Origin of the sequence: Acidovorax sp. sic0104 (assembly GCF_019219095.1) — a bacterium.
GTDB lineage: Bacteria > Pseudomonadota > Gammaproteobacteria > Burkholderiales > Burkholderiaceae_C > Acidovorax.
Window position 1 is genome coordinate 158331 of the sequence record NZ_JAHUWH010000002.1, and the last position, 20611, is coordinate 178941.

18 protein-coding genes are annotated in these 20611 nt (G+C 68.4%); 5 read left to right on the forward strand and 13 right to left on the reverse strand.

What is annotated here, in order from left to right; genetic code table 11:
- Positions 1–5: 5 nt before the first annotated feature.
- From KW835_RS04905 to KW835_RS04965, 13 genes are all read right to left on the reverse strand, one after another.
- On the reverse strand, positions 6–1412 hold the full coding sequence (locus tag KW835_RS04905; RefSeq protein WP_218381186.1) for an FAD-dependent oxidoreductase: 1407 nt from the start codon (positions 1410–1412) through the stop codon (positions 6–8).
- Complete coding sequence (locus KW835_RS04910; protein ID WP_218381187.1) at positions 1409–2041, reverse strand: cysteine hydrolase family protein; 633 nt, start codon at positions 2039–2041, stop codon at positions 1409–1411. Before KW835_RS04910 ends, KW835_RS04905 begins: the two co-directional genes overlap by 4 nt.
- Positions 2038–4080, reverse strand: coding sequence for a hydantoinase/oxoprolinase family protein (locus KW835_RS04915; RefSeq protein WP_218381188.1), 2043 nt, complete (start codon positions 4078–4080; stop codon positions 2038–2040). The genes KW835_RS04910 and KW835_RS04915 overlap by 4 nt, the downstream gene beginning before the upstream one ends.
- A complete protein-coding gene (locus tag KW835_RS04920) occupies positions 4077–5792 on the reverse strand; it encodes a hydantoinase B/oxoprolinase family protein (RefSeq protein WP_218381189.1) in 1716 nt (571 codons plus the stop codon). Before KW835_RS04920 ends, KW835_RS04915 begins: the two co-directional genes overlap by 4 nt.
- On the reverse strand, positions 5785–6288 hold the full coding sequence (locus tag KW835_RS04925; protein WP_218381190.1) for a 3-isopropylmalate dehydratase: 504 nt from the start codon (positions 6286–6288) through the stop codon (positions 5785–5787). The genes KW835_RS04920 and KW835_RS04925 overlap by 8 nt, the downstream gene beginning before the upstream one ends.
- A complete protein-coding gene (locus KW835_RS04930) occupies positions 6285–7562 on the reverse strand; it encodes a 3-isopropylmalate dehydratase large subunit (RefSeq protein WP_218381191.1) in 1278 nt (425 codons plus the stop codon). The genes KW835_RS04925 and KW835_RS04930 overlap by 4 nt, the downstream gene beginning before the upstream one ends.
- Entirely contained in the window at positions 7559–8518 is a 960-nt protein-coding gene (locus KW835_RS04935) for a tripartite tricarboxylate transporter substrate binding protein (RefSeq protein ID WP_218381192.1), read from the reverse strand. Before KW835_RS04935 ends, KW835_RS04930 begins: the two co-directional genes overlap by 4 nt.
- A 15-nt stretch (positions 8519–8533) precedes the next feature.
- On the reverse strand, positions 8534–9250 hold the full coding sequence (locus KW835_RS04940; protein WP_218381193.1) for an ABC transporter ATP-binding protein: 717 nt from the start codon (positions 9248–9250) through the stop codon (positions 8534–8536).
- Positions 9247–10026 carry an ABC transporter ATP-binding protein gene (locus KW835_RS04945; protein ID WP_218381194.1) on the reverse strand — a complete coding sequence of 260 codons (780 nt, stop codon included), beginning with the start codon at positions 10024–10026 and terminating at the stop codon, positions 9247–9249. The genes KW835_RS04940 and KW835_RS04945 overlap by 4 nt, the downstream gene beginning before the upstream one ends.
- On the reverse strand, positions 10016–10987 hold the full coding sequence (locus tag KW835_RS04950; RefSeq protein ID WP_218381195.1) for a branched-chain amino acid ABC transporter permease: 972 nt from the start codon (positions 10985–10987) through the stop codon (positions 10016–10018). Before KW835_RS04950 ends, KW835_RS04945 begins: the two co-directional genes overlap by 11 nt.
- Positions 10984–11856 carry a branched-chain amino acid ABC transporter permease gene (locus KW835_RS04955; protein WP_218381196.1) on the reverse strand — a complete coding sequence of 291 codons (873 nt, stop codon included), beginning with the start codon at positions 11854–11856 and terminating at the stop codon, positions 10984–10986. The genes KW835_RS04950 and KW835_RS04955 overlap by 4 nt, the downstream gene beginning before the upstream one ends.
- 98 nt (positions 11857–11954) lie before the next feature.
- Positions 11955–13157 (reverse strand): ABC transporter substrate-binding protein, encoded by a 1203-nt coding sequence (locus tag KW835_RS04960; protein ID WP_218381197.1) that lies wholly within the window; start codon positions 13155–13157, stop codon positions 11955–11957.
- Between the two features lie 43 nt (positions 13158–13200).
- Positions 13201–14001, reverse strand: a complete 801-nt coding sequence (locus tag KW835_RS04965; RefSeq protein ID WP_218381531.1) for a GntR family transcriptional regulator — start codon at positions 13999–14001, stop codon at positions 13201–13203.
- Between the two features lie 346 nt (positions 14002–14347).
- Here KW835_RS04965 and KW835_RS04970 point away from each other — a divergent pair, with 346 nt between their 5' ends.
- From KW835_RS04970 to KW835_RS04990, 5 genes are read left to right on the forward strand one after another with little or no spacing between them, the layout of a single operon-like run.
- On the forward strand, positions 14348–15046 hold the full coding sequence (locus KW835_RS04970) for a TetR/AcrR family transcriptional regulator (RefSeq protein WP_218381198.1): 699 nt from the start codon (positions 14348–14350) through the stop codon (positions 15044–15046).
- Between the two features lie 2 nt (positions 15047–15048).
- Positions 15049–16224 (forward strand): efflux RND transporter periplasmic adaptor subunit, encoded by a 1176-nt coding sequence (locus KW835_RS04975; protein WP_218381199.1) that lies wholly within the window; start codon positions 15049–15051, stop codon positions 16222–16224.
- A gap of 15 nt (positions 16225–16239) precedes the next feature.
- Positions 16240–19434 (forward strand): efflux RND transporter permease subunit, encoded by a 3195-nt coding sequence (locus tag KW835_RS04980; RefSeq protein ID WP_218381200.1) that lies wholly within the window; start codon positions 16240–16242, stop codon positions 19432–19434.
- A gap of 41 nt (positions 19435–19475) precedes the next feature.
- Complete coding sequence (locus tag KW835_RS04985) at positions 19476–20189, forward strand: protein-L-isoaspartate O-methyltransferase (protein ID WP_218381201.1); 714 nt, start codon at positions 19476–19478, stop codon at positions 20187–20189.
- Positions 20190–20222: 33 nt separating this feature from the next.
- On the forward strand, positions 20223–20564 hold the full coding sequence (locus KW835_RS04990) for a rhodanese-like domain-containing protein (RefSeq protein WP_218381202.1): 342 nt from the start codon (positions 20223–20225) through the stop codon (positions 20562–20564).
- Positions 20565–20611 lie beyond the last annotated feature (47 nt).

Below are 20611 nucleotides of genomic sequence, written 5' to 3' on the forward strand. Positions count from 1 at the left end.
GGCGGTCATGGAGTGGAACCCGTTGGGGGACGAAGCAGATGGGCGGCGGTGCAGGCCGCCAGGTAGCCGCCGGCCACTGCGCTCAGCAGGCCGTTGCCCGAGAGGTAACCCCAGACGGCATCGCCCGAGACACCCCGCGCCGCGCCGCCCGCGGCCAGCAGGTTGGGAAACGCGCGGCCCTGGGTGTCCAGCACGCGGCACTGCGCATCGATGTCGAGTCCGCCCTGGGTATGGAACAGCGCGCCGGTGACCTTCACCGCGCAAAACGGCGCCTGCAGCGCACGCGTGCCAGGCCGTGGACAAGGCCCCTGCCCGGCCAGCGTGGCCGCCAGTGCGGTGTCGTCGCAGCCGATCAACGTTGCCAGCGCCTGCACGCTGTCGCAATGCTTCACGGCGCCCGCCGCTTCTGCATCCACAAAGTCCGGAAAACCGCGCGCCAGCGCCAGGAGGGGCGCATCGAACACATTCCACGCCACGCCGCCCGGCTGGGCCAGCACATGCACCGAGGCCTCGGAGTAGCCCTGCGTCTCGTCATGAAAGCGCCGGCCCTGCGCGTTGACCTGCATGCCGCCTTCCATCATGAGCGCCCACGAGATCAGCGCGCCCTGCGGTATGGCCCATGATCCGTGGCCCTGGTAGCCGCCCAGGTCCGCCAGCCGCGCGCCCAGTGCGCGGCCCCAGGCGATGGCGCTGCCATCGTTGCCGGTGTGCCCGGCGAACAGGGCGTCGCGCATTTCGGGCAACAGTTCGCGCACCATGGCGGCATTGCCGCCGAAGCCGTTGCAGGCCAGGATGACCGCATCGCACGACAGGTGCTCCAGCGTACCGTCCGGCCGCTCGTAGCCCACGCCGATCACGAGGCCGGTGTCGTCAGCCCAGAGCTCGCGCACGGTGGCATCGGCCACCAGCGGAATCTCGGCCGCTGCCATCGCATTGGCCAGCCGGCCCATCAGGCCCGTGCCGGTCTTCTCTGGCACCGCGTGCATGCGGCGCACGCTGTGGCCGGGGTACAAGAATCCATCGAGCACCTGCCACTCCAGCCCGTGGCGGTCCTGCAGGGCATCCAGCGCTGGCCCGATGGCACGGGCGTAGGCCTGCACCAGGTGCGGCGCCGCCCTGCCCTTGGCCTTGGCGGTGATGTCGGCCGCAAAGCGCTCGGGGCTGTCGTCTATGCCCAACTCCTTCTGGACCCGCGTGGCCGGCGCCGGGATGAAGCCCGAGGACAGTGCCGACGAGCCCGTGGGCGTGGCGTCGCGCTCCAGCACGGCGCAGTCCACCCCCAGGTCGTGCAGCATCAGCGCAGCGGTCAGGCCGCAGGCACCACCGCCCACGATGGCCACAGGCACATGGTTGTCCCGCGCGGCCGCCGGCATGCTGTCGGCGTGGCGGATGGTCGGCAGCGTGCCCGTCATGGCGTACCGCCGGCCAGCGCAGCCGTGAAGTCTGCACAGCTGAGCACCTGCGCCACGGTGGCCATGTCCGCCAGCGCGGTGTCGTGCACTTCCTGGCGGAAGGCGGCGCAGCCGTCGGACAGCACCAGGGTGCGGTAGTCGCGCATGTGGGCGTCGCGCACCGTGCTGGCCACGCCGCCGTTCGTGACGATGCCGCACACGGCCACGGTGTCGATGCCCGCGCGGCGCAGCACCCAGTCGAGCTGGGTGTTGAAGAAGGCCGAGTACGCCACCTTGCACACCGCCACATCCACCCACGGCGCAATGTCGGACACCATCGCCTGTCCTGCGCTGCCGGGCGCGAAGTCGCCCCGCCGCAGGAACGGGCGCAGGGTCTTGAGGTGCGGCGAGATCATGGGCTCGCCCTGCGCGTCGGGCCACAGGGTGAACTGGCTGCCCACCACCATGCCGCCCGCAGCCTTCAACGCCCGGGCCACGGCGGCCACGCGCGGCGGCAGCGCCTGGGCTGCAGCGCTCACCGCGCCGCCCCGGGCATAGGCGCCCTCGGGCGCGAGGAAGTCGTCCTGCAGGTCGATGATGACCAGGGCCGTGCGGCGCAGGTTCAACGGTGCGTTGGCGTTATGGCTCATGCTGCACGCACCATCAGGTTGCCCAGCATGTCCACCGTGGCGTGAAAGCCCGGCTCCAGCCACACCGTGGTGTCGGGCTGCTCCAGGATGGCGGGGCCGTCGATGCGGGTGCCCACGGGCAGGTCCAGCCGCGCATGGCGCGCCGCGTCCCACCACTGGCCAGCATGGAACACGCGCTGCACGCCCAGCGAGGGGTTCAGCGTGGTCGACTGCGGTGCCAGCACCGTCAGGTCGAATTTGGGGCGCACGCCGACGCGGGCGTAGCGCAGGTTCATCACCCGCACGGCAATGCCGTCGAGCACCCGGCCGAAGGCGGCGCGGTAGGCGGCCTCGAAAGCGGCCTGGATGCCTTCGCGGCTCAGTGCCTGCGCCGCCAGCGGCACCTGCACGGTGTGCGTCTGCCCGGCGTAGAGCATGTCCAGCGCGATGATTTCCTGCACCTGCACGAACTGCACGCCCGCCGAGTCCAGGCGCTGCTGGCAGGCAGCCGACAAGGCCTGCACGCGCTCGTGCAGGTCGGCCACGTCCAGCTCGGCCAGGGGTTTGTTCAGGGTCTGCACAGCGTCATGGCGCATGTCGGCCATCACGCAGCCCAGGGCCGAGGTGACGCCGGGGTAGCGCGGCACGATGCCCGTGCCCACGCCCACCTCGCGCATCATGGCGCACACGTGCAGGGCGCCGCCACCGCCGAACGGCATGTACGCGAACTGGCGCGGGTCGTGCCCGCGCTCGATGGAAACCACCCGCACGGCGCCGGCCATCTTGGCGTTGGCGACCGTGAGGATGGCTTCGGCCGCCGCCATCACGTCCAGGCTCAGGGGCTTGGCGACATGGGTCTCGATGGCGTCGCGCGACTTTTGCGCATCCATCGCGGCCAGCAGACCACCGCCCAGGGGGCGGTCGGCGGCGATGCGACCCAGCAATACGTTGGCATCCGTCACCGTGGGGCGGGTGTTGCCCCGTCCGTAGCAGGCCGGGCCAGGAATGCTGCCCGCCGACTCGGGGCCGACCTGCAGCATGCCGCCGGCGTCCACCGAGGCGATGGAGCCGCCACCCGCACCGATGGTCTCGATCTGGATCATGGGCGAACGCACCACCATGCCGAACTCAATGGCCGTTTGTGCAGCCAGCGCCGCTTCGCCCTTGGCCACCAGCGACACGTCGAACGAGGTGCCGCCCATGTCGCCCGTGATCACGTCGGGGAAACCCGCCGCCCGTGCAATCGCTGCGCAGGCAATCACGCCCGCCGCCGGACCCGACAGCGCGGTGCGCACCGGCACGTCGCAAGCCGTCTGGCGCGACATCACGCCGCCGTTGCTCTGCACGATGAGCAGCTCGCCGCCAAAGCCTTGGGTGCGCAGGTCGCCCTCCAGCCGCTCCAGGTAGCTGCCCACCACGGGTTGCAGGGCGGCATTGAGCGTGGCGGTGGAGCAGCGTTCGAACTCGCGGATCTCGGGCAGCACCTCACTGGCCGCGGTCACGTGCGGGTTGGGCCACAGGCTGCGCACGGCGGCCACGGCCGCCTGCTCGTTGGCAGGGTTGGCGTAGGTGTTGATGAAGAAAACGCACACGGCCTCGCAGCCCGCGTCCAGCAAGGCCTGGGCCTGGGCTTTCACCTGCTCCAGATCGACCGGTGTGTGCACCGATCCATCGGCGAGCACACGCTCGTCCACCTCCAGGCGCAGGTCGCGCGGCACGATGGGCTCGAAGCTGCCGCGCAGGCCCCAGGTCTGGGGCCGGTCGCGGCGGCGCATCTCCAGCACATCGCGAAAACCGCGCGTGGTGATGATGCCGGTGCGCGCAACCTTGCGCTCCAGCAGCGCATTGGTGCCCACCGTGGTGCCGTGCACGATGGTGGCGATGGCGCCCGCCGAATCCGCCACGCGCGCCACGCCGTTCATGAAGCCGCGCGCTTCTTCCCCCCGGGTGGAGGGCACCTTGACGATGCGGGCGCTGCCGTCCGCTTCGTCGAGCACAAAAAGATCGGTGAAGGTGCCACCCACATCCACACCCACCACAAAGGAAGCCTTGCCGCTCATGCTGCTGCGCCTTTCACTGCTGCTGCGCTGTTGTCCGCCACCACATAACCCATCGCCTCGTCGCTCTGGCGCGCTGCTGCGGCCCGCGCCGACGGGGACCCGTAGCCGCCGCCGCCGGGTGTTTCCAGCCGCACACGCTCGCCTTTTTTCAGCTGGATGCCGATCATCTTGGAGCGCATGGGCGGCGTCTTCCACTCGCCCGCGTTCTCGTAGCTGAAGACGTTCATCGCGGCCTCTCCGCCTCCGGCGATGCCCTGCGGTGCGGCCTTGCCGCGCTCGCCGAAGATGAAGACTTCGGCGTCCTGCTCCAGCAGCTCGATCTCGTAGATGGCGCCCAGGCCACCGCGGTGCTGGCCGTCGCCGCCCGAGCCGGGGCGCAGCGCCCACTCTGTGAAGCGCACGGGGTAGGCAGCCTCCAGAATTTCGAGCGGCGGGATGGTCGCCGTGGAGATGGGCGCATTGCCGTGGCTCATGCCGTCGCCATCGGAATGCCCGCCGTGGCCGCCGCCGAAGAAGCTGAACATCACCCACCGCTGGCCCTTGCGCGCCGCGTCGGTGCGGTGCCCGGCGATGGACAGCGCATTGATGGTGCCGTAGGCCTGGGCCATGGCGCGCTCGGGCGCGGCCAGGGCCGTGGCGCTGAAGATCACGTCGATCATGCGCAGGATGGTCTCGGTGTAGCCACCCACCGGGCGCGGCCGCGCCGCGCTGATCACCAGGCCGTCCGGCAGCACGAAGTCCACCGCGTCGAGCACGCCGGCATTGGCAGGCACGTCGGGAAACAAGTGCTTGAGCGCCACGTAGCAGGCCGCGATGGCCGTGGCGCGCGAGATGTTCACCGGCCCCGCGCACTGCGGCGAGGTGCGCGAGAAGTCGAGCGTGAGGCGGTCGCCTGCCACCGTCATGTCCAGGGCGATGGTCAGCGCCTCGTCCTTCACGCCGTCGTTGTCCAGCATGTCGCTGAAGCTGTAGCGCCCATCGGGCAGCGCCGCGATGTGCGAGCGCATGAGCTTGACGGCGCGCATGCGCAGCTCGCCCATGGCCTGCAGCACCACGGCGTCGCCATACTGGTCCAGCAGGTCGTTCAGGCGGTGCTCGCCCAGGTCCAGCGCGGAGAGCTGTCCATTCAGGTCGCCCCACAGGCTGTCGGGCAGGCGGGTGTTGGCTTTCAGGATGGCCAGCACGTCCTCGTCCAGCGCACCGCCGCGCACGATGCGCACGGGTGGAATCTGCACGGCCTCCTGCCAGCACTCGGTGGCGGCGGGGTTGTAGTTGCCGGGCACATTGCCACCCACGTCGTGCCAGTGCGCGGCCGACGCGAGAAAGCAGTACAGCCGGCCGTCGCGAAAGAACGGTCGCACCAGCTTGAAGTCGTTGGCGTGCGTGCCGCCCTCGTACGGGTCGTTGAACAGCCAGGTGTCGCCCTGCACCATGCCGCCACGCTCGGCAGCGATGCGCATGGCCGCGCGCACTGCAAAGGCCATGGCACCCACGAACACCGGCAGGCCCGACTTGCCCTGCACCAGGGTGTCGCCGCTGACCGCGTCGTACAGGCCGTGGCAGGCATCGTGCGCCTCGGCGATGATGGGGTTGAACGCGCTGCGGTACAGCGTGGCATCCATTTCGTCGGCCACCTGCTCCAGCCGCCCACGCAGCACGGCCAGCGTGACCGGGTCCATCGATGATGATGCTGCTACCTTGTTGTCAGCCATGAATGGCCTCCTTGCCAAAACGGGTTCGCAGCTGGTTCATCAATCCGCCAGCGCGCACCATGTCCATGAGAAATGGGGGAATCGGCTCGCACGCCAGGGGCGCGCCAGCCGCAGTGATCAAGGCCGGGGCCTGCCAGTCCAGGGCGACCTGCTCGCCCTCGGCCACCTCGCCGGCCCTGGGGCATGTCAACAGCAGCAAACCCAGGTTGAAGGCATTGCGAAAGTACAGGCCGCTGAACGACGGTGCGATGACCGCCACGACACCCAGCCGCACCAGCACGGCCGCGGCCTGCTCGCGCGACGAACCGATGCCGAAGTTGGGGCCGGCCACGATCACATCGCCCTGGCGCACGCCGCCCACGAAGTCCGGGCGTACCGATTCGAGGCAGTGGCGGGCCAGCACGTCGATGCCGTGCTTCATCGCGTGGCCGGGGGCCAGCACATCCGTGTCGATGTCGGCGCCCAGCTTCCAGACCCTGTGTGGTGCGCTGCTCATGCCAGCACCTCGCGCGGGTCGGCAATGTGCCCCTGCAGGGCCGAAGCGGCCACGGTGTAGGGCGAGGCCAGGTACACCTGCGCCGTGGACGAGCCCATGCGGCCCTTGAAGTTGCGCGCCGTGCTGGAGATGACGGTGGTGCCGTCGCCCACCGTATCGCCATAGCCGGCGCAGGCGCCGCAGGTGGTGGGGAACAGCTCGGCCCCCGCGTCCTCCAGCACCTGCAGCACCCCTTCGGCGCGGGCCGCAGCCTGGTCCTGCTGACTGGCGGGCGCCACCATAAGGCGCACGCCGCGGGCCACGCGGTGGCCGCGCAGCACGCTGGCGGCGGCGCGCAGGTCGTCGAGCTTGGCGCCGGTGCAGGCGCCGATGTAGGCCACGTCGATGCGTGTGCCCGCATGCTGGTCCACGGCACCGGTATTGGCAGGGCTGTGGGGTGCGGCCACCTGGGGTGCCAGGGCGTCGGCGTCGAAGTCGTGGCGGGTGAGCGGCGCGCCGGAGTCGGTCACCCAGGCGTCCAGCCCCTGCAGGTCGGCCTCAGGCACGCCGTGGACGGCCAGCCAGTCGTGCGTGGTCGCGTCGGGTGCGATCAGGCCGGCCTGCGCGCCCAACTCGGCGCTCATGTTGGAGAGGGTCATGCGCTCCTGCATCGACAGGGCCTGTACCGCAGGCCCGGCAAGCTCCACAGCCTGGTACTGGCCGCCGTTCATGCCGAAGCGGCCGATCATGTGCAGCATCATGTCCTTGGCGGTCACGCCGGCAGCCAGGCGCCCGCTCCAGTGCATCTGCAGGGTGTGGGGCACGCGCAGCCAGATCTCGCCGGTGACCACCACGCCCAGCATCTCGGTGCTGCCGATGCCGAACATGTAGGCACCAAACGCCCCGCCGGTGGGCGAGTGCGAGTCGCCCCCCACGCAGAACATGCCCGGGCGGATGTGGCCGTGCTGCGGCACCACCACATGGCAGATGCCCTGGCCGTCGTAGACATGGGGCAGTGCCTGCTCCTTGGCCCAGTCGCGGGCGATACGCACGATGCGGCGCGATTCGTCATCGCGCTCGGGCAGGTAGTGGTCCATGACCAGCACCACGCGGGACTTGTCCCAGATGCTCGCGCCCAGCTCGTCGAGCATGGGCTTGAGGCGCCGGGGACCCGACGAGTCGTGGAACATGGCCAGGTCGACCTGGCAATTGACGATCTCCCCGGGCGTGACAGTGCTGCGGCCGCTGGCGCGTGCCACCAGCTTCTGCGCCAGGGTACTGGGGGCGGTGGTCATTCGGGCTTGGCTCCGGCAAAACGCACGACCTTGGCCCAGCGCGGGATCTCGGCCTGCACGAAGCGCGCGAATTCTTCAGGGCTGTTGCCCACGGGCACGGCGCCTTCAGTCTCCAGGCGCTTTTTGACCTCGGGCGTGGCAATGGCCTGGCGGGCGGCGTCGCTCAACTTCTTGGCGAGCTCGGGGTTCATGTTGCCAGGGCCGAACAGGCCGAACCAGGCGCTGGACTCGTAGCCCGGCAGCACTTCGGCGATGGCCGGCACGTCCGGAAAGGCCGGCAGCCGCTTGGCGCTGGTCACGCCCAGCGCCTTGAGTTTGCCCGCGCGGATCTGCGACTGGGCATTGCCCACGGCGGCGAACATCAGCTCCACCTGTCCTGCCAGCACGTCCTGCAGCGCGGGCGCGGTTCCGCGGTACGGGATGTTGACGATGTAGGCGCCCGACTGCATCTTGAAAGCGTCGCCCGCCAGGTGCAGCGATGAGCCCACGGCGCCGATGGCGAAGTTGAGCTGGCCCGGCCTGGCCTTGGCCAGCGCGATCAGCTCGCGCACATCCTTGGCCTGCACCGCGGGGTTGGCCACCAGGATGGACGGCGAGGTCGCCACGCAGGTCAGCGGGGTGAAGTCCTTGATGGGGTCGAACGGCAGCGACGGGTAGAGGCTGGCGTTGATGGCGTGGCTTGTGAAGCTCATCAGCAGCGTGTTGCCGTCCGGCGCGGCCTTGGCCACCGCGTCGGCCGCGATGTTGCCACCCGCGCCGGGGCGGTTTTCCACCACCACGGTGCGGCCGAGCTGGCGGCCCATCTCGGTGGCCAGATTGCGCGCCAGCGTGTCGGTGGAGCCGCCGGCAGGCGCGCCCACCAGGATGCGGATGGGGGCATTGCCCTGGGCCAGGGCCCGCCCAAGCGGAAGCACTGCGGGCAAGGCCAGCAGCAGGTTTCGGCGTGGAATCGTCATGTGTGTGTCTCCTTCTCAAAGGCCCAGGTAGGCCCGGCGCAGTTCGTCGCTGCGCAGCAGTTCGTTGGGGGCGCCGGCAAAGCGGATGCTCCCGTTCTCCATCACGTAGGCGCGGTCGGCGATCTCCAGCGACTGGCCCACGTTCTGCTCGACCAGCAGCACCGCCAGGCCCGTGGCGCGCAACTGGCGGATCAGGCCGAACATTTCTTCGACCAGCAGGGGCGACAGGCCCAGCGAGGGCTCGTCCAGGATCAACAGGCGCGGCTCGGCCATGAGGCCGCGGCCGATGGCCAGCATCTGCTGCTCGCCGCCGCTCATGGTGCCGGCCAGCTGTGCGGTGCGCTCCTTCAGCCGCGGGAAGGTGGCGAACACCTTGTCGATGTTTTCGGCGCGGCGCTCCCGGGCGCGCGAGAAGCTGCCGAGCGTCAGGTTTTCCAGCACGCTCAGGTTCGGGAAGATCTTGCGCCCCTCGGGCACCTGGATCAGCCCGGCCTTGACGACCTCGGTGTAGTGCGCGCCGCTCAGGTCGGCACCGCCAAACGCCACGCGCCCGGCCCAGGCCGGGTAGATGCCGCAGACCACGTTGTTGAGCGTGGACTTGCCCGCGCCGTTGCTGCCCAGCAGGGCCACGGTTTCGCCAGGGTTCACCTGCAGGTCCACCCCGCGCAGCACCTCCACGCGGCCATAGCCGCCGCGCAGGCCCTCGATATCCAGCAGTGGGCCCGTGCTCATGCGGCCTCCTTCGAGGAGGAGGAGGAGGAGGCAGCGGCGGCGCGCAGGCGGGCTGCGGTGCCGTGGCCCAGGTAGGCTTCGATCACCCGCTCGTCGGACGTGACCTTGCCGGGGTTGCCCTCGGCGATCAACTGGCCTTGGGCCAGCACCCACACGTGCTCGGCGAGGTTCATCACGGCCTGCATCACGTGCTCGATCATCAGCACCGTCACGCCGCCCTGGGCGATGCCGCGCACCACGGGAATCATCTCGGCAATCTCCTGGGGGTTGAGGCCGGCCAGCACCTCGTCAAGCAGCAAGAGGCGCGGCCGGGTGGCCAGCGCGCGCGCCAGCTCCAGCCGCTTGCGGCCTGCCACGGTCAGGTCGGATGCGGGTTTGTCGAGCTGCGCCGACAAACCCACGCGCGCCGCCACCTCGGTGGCCAGCGCCAGCGCTGCCGCGCGGCGCGGCTCGTGCAGATGGGCGCCCACGGCGATGTTCTCGCGCACTGTCTGGGCGGCAAAGGGCTGCACGATCTGGAAGGTGCGCGCCATGCCCAGGCGGGCATTGAGGTGCGGCGCCTGGCCTGTGATGTCGCGCCCCGCGAACTGCACCGTGCCAGCATCGGGCTTTACGAATCCGGTCATCAGCGCGAACAGCGTGGTCTTGCCGGCGCCATTGGGTCCGATCAGCGCGGTGAGCGAGCCTTCGGGTACCGTGAGGCTCACGTTCTGCACGGCCTTCAGGCCGCCGAAGGATTTGCCCAGCCCCGTCAGAGTCAGCAGGTCATTGGCCATGGCGGCCTCCCGATCGTTTCCACAGATGCACCACCGACTGCCCCAGACCCGCGATGCCGCGCGGGAGGAACATGACGATGACCACCAGCACCACCCCGTAGATCACCATGTTGATGCCGGGCAACTGGCCGAACAGGTTGCGCGTGAGGTCGGCCAGCACATGCAGCACCAGGGCGCCCAGCACAGGCCCCCAGATGGTTCCGATGCCGCCCACGATGGCCGCCACCAGGGCCTCCACCGATGTGAGCGATCCGTAGGCGATGGCGGGGTCGATGTACTGGAACACCTGCACATAGAAGGCCCCGGCCGCGCCCATGAAGCCACCCGACAGGGCAATGGCGCCCATCTTCACGCCGAAGGGGTTGACGCCCACGGCGCGGGCCGCGTCCTCGTTGTCGCGCACGGCCTGCAGCCAGGCGCCGAAGCGCGAGTTCTTGAGCCACCAGCTGGCCAGCAGCGCCAGCGTGACCAGCGCCAGGATCAGGAAGACATAGCCCTTGCGCGAGCCGAACTGCATGTTGGCCACCGATTCCTTGAGCGGCAGCATCAGGCCCACGCCCGCGCCGGTGAAGGGCACCGACAGCGCCAGGATGCGGAACACCTCGGCAAACGCCAGGGTGACCAGCGCAAAGTACGAGCCCTTGAGCCCGTAGCGGAACGACAGCCCGCCCACGAACAGCCCCACCAGCGCGCTGCCGCCCACGGCCAGGGGCAGCGCCACCCAGGCGTTGATGCCGCCCTGCATCTGCGCAATGGCCTGGATGTAGGCGCCCGTGCCGAAGAACAGCGCATGGCCGAACGAGAACTGCCCGCCGAAGCCGCCCAGGATGTTCCAGGCCTGGGCCAGTAGCGCCGCGTACAGGGACATCATGATGAAGTTGAGCAACACGCCGGAGTCGGACGCGAAGGTGATGGCCGACACGGCCAGCGCGAAGAGAGCGATGGATGCGAGCTGCTTCATTGACGGGCTCCAAACAGGCCCTGCGGGCGAAACAGCAGCACGGCGATAAAGATGGCGAAGATGCCGATCTGCCCCAGCGATTCGCCCAGGTACAGGCCGCCGAGCGACTCCACCACGCCGATCAGCAGCCCGCCGACCAGCGCGCCGGCAAAACTGCCCATGCCGCCGAGCACGACGATGGTGAAGGCCACCAGCACGAAGCCGCTGCCCACCTGCGGGTTGACGTAGTAGGCCGGCAGCAGAAAGCACGCGGCCGCGCCCAGGCAGGCCAGGCCGATGCCGAAGCTCATGGCGTAGACATGGTCCACATGGATGCCCATGAGCTTGGCGCCGTGCTTCTCGCGCGCCACCGCGCGGATGGCCCGGCCCAGGTCGGTGCGCCCCACGATCCACAGCAGCAGGCCCGAAACGACCAGGGCGCCCGCGAACGACACGAGCTTGGGCAGCGCGATCATCGCCGGGCCGATGGCCACGGTGGTGAGGGTGTAGGGGGTCTCGATGGTGCGCGTGTCGGACTTGAAGAACAGCAGCGCGAGGTTCTCCATGACGATGGAGATGCCCAGCGTGACGAGCAGGATGTTCTCGTCCTTGCCATGGCTGGCGCGGTTGATGACCAGGCGCTGCAGCACGTAGCCCAGGGCGAACATGCCGGGCACGAGGATGGGCAGCGCCAGGTAGGGGTCGATTCCCCAGTGCTGCTTGAGCAGGTAGACGGCATACAGCGCCAGCATCAGCGACGCGCCGTGCGCGAAGTTGATGATGTGCAGCACGCCGTAGATCAAGGTCAGGCCCAGGGCGATCAGTGCGTAGACCGCACCGGTCGTCAGGCCGTTCAGGACCGAGGGGAAGAGGATGCTGAGATCGAACATGGATGTGGTGTGTCCGGCTGTTCAGGCAAAGGCGCGGCCTGGCGCCAGGTGATCTGGCGCCGCGCTGGCCGTTGCAGGCATGGCCGGAGGTGGGTTTCTCAGGCCTTCAAGGGGAAGAGCGGGTCTGCTTCGCGGTAGTCGCGCGGGATGATGACCTTGATGTCCTTGTTCAGCACCTGGGTCATGAGTGGCTGGGCTCCCTGGTTCTGTCCGGCGACGAACTTGGTGGGGCCGTACGGCATGATGTGGTCGGCAAACGTGCTCTTTTCCAGCGCGTCAATGAGGGCGGCGCGGTCCGTGGACTTGGCGCGCTCCAGGGCATCGGCCAGCAGCCACATGGACGTGTAGGTCATGAACAGCTCGTAGCTGAAGAACAGGCCCTTGGCCTCCACGCGTTTCTTGAGGTCCTGCGCGCGCTTGTCCTTGGGGTTGAACCAGTGGTTGCAGTCGATGATGCCGTTGGCCGCGTCCGGAAACTCCTTGACGAACTTGTAGCTCGACGCGGCGCCGCCCAGCACCGAGTAGATGGCCTTGGGCGTGACCTTTTGCTGCTGCATGGTGCGCACCAGCAGCGCGTACTCGTTGTAGTAGTTGGCGGGGATCACGATATCGGGGTTGACCGCCTTCATGCGCAGCACGATGTTGTTGAAGTCGCGCGTGGGGTTGGCGTGCTTGACGACTTCCTTGACCTCGTAGCCGTAGCCAGGCAGCTCGCGCGACAGCAGCTGCGCCGTGCCGGAGCCGAACAGCGACTCCTCGTGGATGACCATCACCGTCTTGGCCGGCTTGCCGGCGGCGGTGTTGAGCACGTGCAGGTTGGCCATGGCCGTCTCGGTGCACTTCTTGTAGCCGGGGCCGAAGCGGAAGGTGTTCTTGAGGCCCCGCTCCACGATCTGGTCGGCCACGCCCACGTCCACGATGTGCGGCAGGTTGTACTTGGCGGCGGCCTGCGTGGTGGCCAGGCAGATGGCCGACGCGAAGGCGCCGACCACGGCGGACACGCCCGCCTCGTTCATCTTCTCGACCTCGGCCGCACCGGCCTGGGGCTGCGACTGCGCGTCGCCCAGCAGGGCCTCGAGCTTGGCGCCGCCCAGGGACTTGATGCCGCCGGCCTTGTTGATGTCCTCGATGGCCATCATCGCGCCCTCGCGGCACTGCTGGCCCGAATACGCCAGCGCGCCCGTCACCGGGTGCAGCACGCCCACCTTGATGGCCTTGGCCTGCGCCCCGCCCACCAGGGGGAAGGCCAGGGCCGATGCGGCGGCGGCCGACTGGGATAGGAAATGGCGGCGGTTACTCATGGGCTTTCTCCTTGGGGGGTGGGTCGGGGGGCGGTCGTTGTGATCAGTGGAACTGGGCGGACAGCTCTTTGCTGACCCAGACCTTGGCGTCGATGCTGCCGACGCGCGACAGCTGCATCTCGTATTCGTAGCGGTCCGGCCGGTACAGGCCGTGCAGCCATTGCACGGGCCGCTCCTGGTCGTCCAGGATCAGGCGGCGCACCGCCAGCAGGGCCGAGCCCACGGCCACATCCAGGTGGCGGGCCACGACGGCATCGGCCAGCTTGGCGGAAATAGTCTGGTGGGCACGGCCCACCTTCACGCCGGATTCCTCCAGCAGCACCAGGATGGGCTTGCGGGCCAGCTCGCGCCGGCCGAACTGGCGGGCGATGTCGGCCGGCACATAGGTGGTGATGTGCGACAGCGGGCCTTCGCGCGTGCTGCGCACCCGCACCGCCTTCTGCACCGAATCGCCCACGGCGATCTGCAGCGCACCGGCCACGGCGCGAGAGGCCGTCACTGTGTCCACATCGAGCACCTTGACCGAGGTGCGCAGGCCCATGCTGACCAGGTTTTCGAGCAGGCCCGTCAGTTGCGCGCGGTTGCTGTGGGGGGAGCCGTCCGCGCTGCCCTGCCCTGCGTCGGGTTGTTGCACGGGCCGGGTGCCGCGCCCAGGCTGGCGCGAGATCAGGCCTTCGCCCTGCAGCAGCTCCAGCGCGCGGCGCACGGTGACGCGAGCGACGGAGAACTGCGCCATCAGCGCCAGCTCGCCCGGCAGGCCCGCGGCGAAGTGGCCCTCCTGCAATTGCTCGCGCAGCACCAGGTAGATCTGGTGGTACTTGGGCAGTGGCAGCTTGGGCGACATGGGGTTCATCGTCAAGCATCGATAATGTCCTGTCAATAAGACATTTGGGGTCTTTTGGTCCTGTTTTAAGGACATTTGCGCCAGAGAGCCACAGCCCGCAATGCGCTCCCTTTTTTGGAGCACGGTTTTGCACAAACACGGGGCCTTCGGAAGTGCGACGCACCACCAAGGGGCTTGGACAAACATCCCTGCCAGGGCGCCTTCGCGGCCCAAAACCCGCAAGCTCGGGGTTTACCCGCAGGTGTCGCCTGCGTGCCGGTTTTACGGCGTGACAGGCACCAACGAATTGACTGCGGCAAACACCCTTGCTACATTACTAACCAGTCAGTCATTAACTACAACCCCTTTGACCTCAGCCTCTCTACCCCCTTCCGCCGGAACCAAACGCGCGCGCCGCAAGGAAGCCCGCCCCGGCGAATTGCTGGAGGCAGCGCTGGACCTTTTTGTCGAAAAAGGCTTTGCCGCCACGCGTGTGGACGAGGTCGCCGCGCGGGCCGGGGTGTCCAAGGGCACGCTGTTTCTGTACTTCCCCAGCAAGGAAGAACTCTTCAAGGCCGTGGTGCGCCAGAACATCGCGGGCCGCTTCGAAGAGTGGACGCAGGAGCTCGAAACCTTCGAGGGCAGCACCACCGAGCTGCTGCGCTACTGCTACCAGGTGTGGTGGGAGCGCATCGGCTCCACCAAGGCATCGGGCATCACCAAGCTGATGTTCAGCGAGGCGCAGAACTTCCCGGAGATCATGCAGTTCTACCGGCAGGAGGTAATCCTGCCCGGTCAGGGGCTGGTGCGCCGCATCATCGAGCGTGGCATCGAGCGCGGCGAGTTCCGCCCCGTGTCGCTGGACTACATCGTGCACGTGGTGCTGGCCCCGATGATCTTCCTCATGATGTGGAAGCACTCGGTGTCGGTGTGCATTCCCGAAGGCATGGACCTGGACCCCGAGAAATTCATCGAGGCGCAGATCGACAACGTGCTCCACGGGCTGCTGGTGCGGGCTGATGGCCCGGCCCCTGCCGCCCCCTCCCCTTCCTCACGCGGCACCTGACCATGAAACGCTGGATTCCCTGGATGGCCGCAGCCGTCGTCGTCGTGTTGCTCGGCGGGGGCGCCTGGCGCGCCATGGCGGCCCGCCAGGCCCAGCAAAAAGCGCTGGCCGAGGCATCGGCCCAGAAGGCGCAGGCACCGCTGCAGCTGGCGGCCGACGAGATCATCCAGGTGCGGCGCCAGAACCTGACCCTCGGGGTGCCGGTGTCCGGCTCGCTGCGCGCGGTCGAATCGGCCATGGTCAAGGCGCGCGTGGGCGGCGAGCTTCAGGGCCTGACCCTGCGCGAGGGCGACAGCGTCAAGGCCGGGCAGGAAGTGGCCCGCATCGATCCCACCGAGGCCCGGGCCCGCCTGCGACAGGCGCAGCAGCAGGCCGACGCGGCCAAGGCGCAAGTGGACATCAACCAGCGCCAATACACCAATAACCGCGCACTGGTGGACCAGGGCTTCATCTCGCCCACCGCGCTGGTCACGTCGCAGGCCAGCCTCGAATCCGCGCAGTCGAGCTACCAGGCCGCCGTATCGGCCGCCGACGTGGCGCGCAAGTCGCTGGACGACACCGTGCTCAAGAGTCCCATCACCGGCCTGGTGGCCCAGCGCCTGGCCCAGCCGGGCGAGCGCGTGGCCGTGGACGCCCGCATCGTCGAAGTGGTGGACCTGTCGCGCCTGGAGCTGGAAGCTCTGCTCACCCCGGCCGATTCGCTGGCCGTGCGCGTGGGCCAGAAGGCGCTGCTGACCGTCGACGGCACGGCCACCCCGGTGCCCGCCACCGTGGCGCGCATCAACCCCAGCGCGCAGGCCGGCAGCCGCACCGTGCCGGTCTACCTGCGGGTGGACCAGGCCGAGGGCGACACGCCGCTGCGCCAGGGCCTGTTCGTACAGGGCACCCTCGACACCGGCCGCGCCGAGGTGCTGACCGTGCCGCTGGATGCCGTGCGCACCGACAAGCCCGCGCCCTACCTGCAGACTGTCAAGGACGGCCGCATCGCCTACGCAGAGGTGAAGACCGGCGCGCGCTCGGTGGTCAACGGCCAGACCTGGGTCGCCGTCCAGGGCGTGGCAGAAGGCACGCCGGTGATCGACGGGCGCATTGGGCAACTGCGTGAAGGCACGGCGGTGACCACTGCCGCAGCGGCCCCGGCGGGCGCGTCCGCATCGGCGCCCCGCGCTGCCCCCTGACCGGCCCGCACTGCCATGTGGTTCACCCAAGTCAGCCTCAAGAACCCTGTGTTCGCCACCATGGTGATGCTCGCCATCGTGGTGCTGGGTTTGTTCTCGTACCAGCGCCTGAAGGTCGACCAGTTTCCCAACATCGACTTTCCGGTGGTTGTGGTCACAGTGGACTACCCCGGAGCATCGCCCGAGATCGTGGAGAGCGAGGTCACCAAGAAGATCGAGGAAGGCGTCAACTCGATCGCCGGCATCAACGCCCTGACCTCGCGCAGCTACGAAGGCACCGCGGTGGTCATCATCGAGTTCCAGCTGCACATCGACGGCCGCAAGGCCGCCGAGGATGTGCGCGAGAAGGTGGCCACCGTGCGCCCCCTGTTGCGCACCGAGGTCAAGGAGCCACGCGTCCTGCGCTTTGACCCGGCCAGCCGGGCCGTGTGGTCGCTGGCCGTGCTGCCGGATGACAAGGCGGGCGGCACGCAGCGCAGCGCCGTGGAGCTGACCACCTGGTCCGAGCAGGTGCTGAAAAAGCGCCTGGAAAATGTGCGCGGCGTGGGCGCGGTGAACCTGGTGGGCGCCACCAAGCGCGAGATCAACATCTACCTGAACCCGCAGGCGCTCGAAGCCTTCGGCGTGACGCCCGACCAGGTGGCCCAGGCCGTGCGCAACGAGAACCAGGATCTGCCCGTGGGCTCCATCCGTTCGCTGGCGCAGGACCGCGTGGTGCAGATCGACGCCCGCATGCAGCGGCCCGAAGACTTCGGCAAGATCATCGTCGCCCGCAAGAACGGTGCCCCCGTGCGGCTGGACCAGGTCGCCCGGGTCAACGATGGCGCCCAGGAAGTAGAAAGCCTGGCCCTGTACAACGGCCGCCGCACGCTGCTGCTGTCGGTGCAGAAGTCGCAAGGCGAGAACACGATCGAGGTGGTGGACGGCCTGAACGCTGCCGTTGCCGACCTGAAGAACCAGTTGCCCCCCGGCGTGCGGCTGGAGACCATCGGCGACAGCGCCCGCCCCATCCGCGTGGCGGTGAACAACGTGCGCCAGACCCTGATCGAGGGCGCCATCCTCACGGTGCTGATCGTCTTTCTGTTCCTGAACTCCTGGCGCTCCACCGTGATCACCGGGCTCACCTTGCCCATCGCTCTGATCGGCACGTTCCTGTTCATGAACATGTTCGGCTTCACCATCAACATGATCACGCTGATGGCTCTGAGCCTGTGCGTGGGCCTGTTGATCGACGACGCCATCGTGGTGCGCGAGAACATCGTGCGCCACGTGCAGATGGGCAAGGGTGCGTATGCCGCCGCCATGGACGGCACGCAGGAGATCGGCCTGGCGGTGCTGGCCACCACGCTGTCCATCGTGGCGGTGTTCATGCCCATCGGCTTCATGGGCGGCATCATCGGAAAGTTCTTCCACGAGTTCGGCATCACCATCGTCGCGGCGGTGATGATCTCGATGTTCGTGAGCTTCACGCTCGACCCGATGCTGTCGAGCATCTGGCATGACCCCAGCATCCACAGCCACGGCCAGAAGGCGGTGCCCATCACCTTCTACGACAAGACCGTCGGCCGCGTCACGGGCTGGTTCGACCGCGCCACGGACGCCCTGGCGGAGGGCTACCAGCGCATCCTGCGCTGGTCGCTGGTGCACAAGCTGGCCACGATGGGCATCGCGCTGGCCATCTTCGTGCTGAGCATCTTCATGGTGCCGCTCTTGGGCACCGAGTTCGTGCCCAAGGCCGACTTCTCGGAAACCTCGCTCAACTTCTACACGCCGGTCGGCTCATCGCTCGAAGCCACCGAGGCCAAGGCACGGCAAGTGGAAGGCATCCTGCGCGAAATGCCCGAGGTGCGCTACACGCTGTCCACCATCAACACCGGCAGCGCGCAGGGCAAGATCTACGCCAACATCTACGTGCGGCTGGTGGACCGCAAGGACCGCACCCGCAGCGTGGACCAGATGTCCGACGTGCTGCGCGAGCGCCTCAAGAGCGTGCCCGGCATCACCGTGACCCACGTCGGCCTGCTGGACGCGGTGGGCGGCCAAAAGCAGGTGGAGTTCTCGCTGCAGGGCCCGGACCTGAAGGAGCTGGAGCGCCTGACCAAGGTGGTGACCGAGAAGATCCGCGACATCCCGGGCCTGGTGGACCTTGACACCAGTGCCAAGCCCGACAAGCCGGTCATCGCGCTCGATGTGCGGCGCGACGCGGCCTCGGACCTGGGCCTGTCGGTGGCACAGATGGCGGCCTCGCTGCGCACCCTGGTGGCTGGCACCACCGTGGGCAACTGGCGCGCGCCGGACGACCAGACCTACGACGTGAACGTGCGCCTGGCCCCCGAGGCCCGCACCGCCCCGCAGGACCTGGAGCGCCTGCCGTTCGCCCTGTCGAACGCCGACGGCACCACGCGCATCGTGCGCCTGAACCAGGTGGCCAGCGTGACCGAGTCCACCGGCGCCAACCAGATCAACCGGCGCGACCTGACCCGCGAGGTGGCCGTGAACGCCAACGTGTCGCAGCGCTCGGCCGGCGAGGTGTCGAATGACATCAAGAAGGCGCTGGAGGGCGTGAGCTTTCCGCCGGGATACCGCTACCAGTTCGGCGGCTCCACGAAGAACATGGCCGAATCATTCGGCTACGCCATCTCGGCCCTGGCCATGGCGATCATCTTCATCTACATGATTCTGGCGAGCCAGTTCAAGAGCTTTCTGCAGCCGCTGGCGCTCATGACGTCGCTGCCGCTCACGCTGATCGGCGTGGTGCTGGCGCTCCTGATGTTCCGCTCCACGCTGTCGATGTTCTCCATCATCGGCGTGGTGATGCTGATGGGCCTGGTGACCAAGAACGCCATCCTGCTGGTGGACTTTGCCATCCGTGCCCGGGAGGAACACGTGAACGACGAGGGCCGCACCGTGCCCGGCCTGCCCCGCGCGGACGCGCTTCTGCTGGCCGCGCGCGTGCGGCTGCGCCCCATCCTCATGACCACGCTGGCCATGATCTTCGGCATGGTTCCACTGGCGTTTGCGCTGTCCGAAGGCTCCGAGCAACGCGCCCCCATGGGTCAGGCGGTGATCGGCGGCGTCATCACCTCATCGCTGCTCACGCTGGTGGTGGTGCCGGTGGTTTATTGCTACATGGACGACCTGGCAGGCTGGGCACGCCGCAAATTCGGCAGCGCGCGCGCAACGCCCCCTAAAATCGAGGGTTTGTCCTGATCGTCCCGATCGGCCCTGCACTCGCCCCACGGAGAAATCCCATGAACATGCCCCTGAACACCTCCGCCAACATCAGCGACCCCGTCGCCCAGGCCCGCTACAACATGATCGAGCAGCAGATCCGTCCGTGGAACGTGCTCGACTTCGACGTGCTCGAGCTGCTGGCCGTGGTGCGCCGCGAACAGTTCGTGCCGCCGGCCTACAGCAGCATGGCATTCATGGACATCGAGGTGCCGCTGCTGGGCAACGACGCCGAAGAGGCCGTGCGCCTGGGCCACAGCATGCTGCAGCCCCGCGTGGAAGCCCGGATCCTGCAGGATCTGCAGATCAAGCCCACCGACCGCGTGCTGGAGATCGGCACTGGTTCGGGCTACATGGCCGCCCTGCTGGCCCACCGCGCCGAGCGCGTGGTGTCGCTCGAGATCAACGCCGAACTGGCCGACATGGCCCGCGAGAACCTGCGTGACGCCGGCGTCCAGAACGCTGACGTGCGCCAGGCCGATGGCGCTCGCGATGCCATTCCCGACGGCCCCTTCGACGTCATCGTGCTCAGCGGCTCCGTGGCCGAAGTGCCCGCCGCCCTGCTCTCCCAACTGCGCGACGGCGGCCGGCTGGGCGCCATCGTGGGCAGCGAGCCCGTGATGCGCTTCACCCTGACGCGCCGCACTGGCGACCGCTTCGAGACTACATCGCCTTGGGACACCATCGCCCCGCGCCTGGTCGGCTTCCCCGAGCCATCGGGCTTCACGTTCTGATGTTTCGTTGATACCTGTCCTTCGGAGTCCTGCATGATCGATCACGTACGCCCTGCCCAGCTGTCTGCCTGGTTCGCCTCTGCCCCTGAAGGTGGCCGGCCCCTGGTGCTGGACGTGCGCGAGCCCTGGGAGCTGCAAACCGCCAGCGTGCGCGCCGATGGCTTCGAGCTGCTCGCCATCCCCATGGGCGAGCTGCCGTCTCGCCTGTCCGAGCTCGACCCCACGCGCGCCATCGCCTGCCTGTGCCACCACGGCGCCCGCAGCCTGCGCGTAGCGGCCTTCCTGGAGCACAACGGTTTCGAACGTCTGGCCAACATCACCGGCGGCATCGAGGTCTGGTCCCATGAGATCGACCCGTCCGTTCCCCGGTACTGAGCGTCCGTTTCATTGCGGCGCTATGGCATCCGCCCCGACGTTTCCTG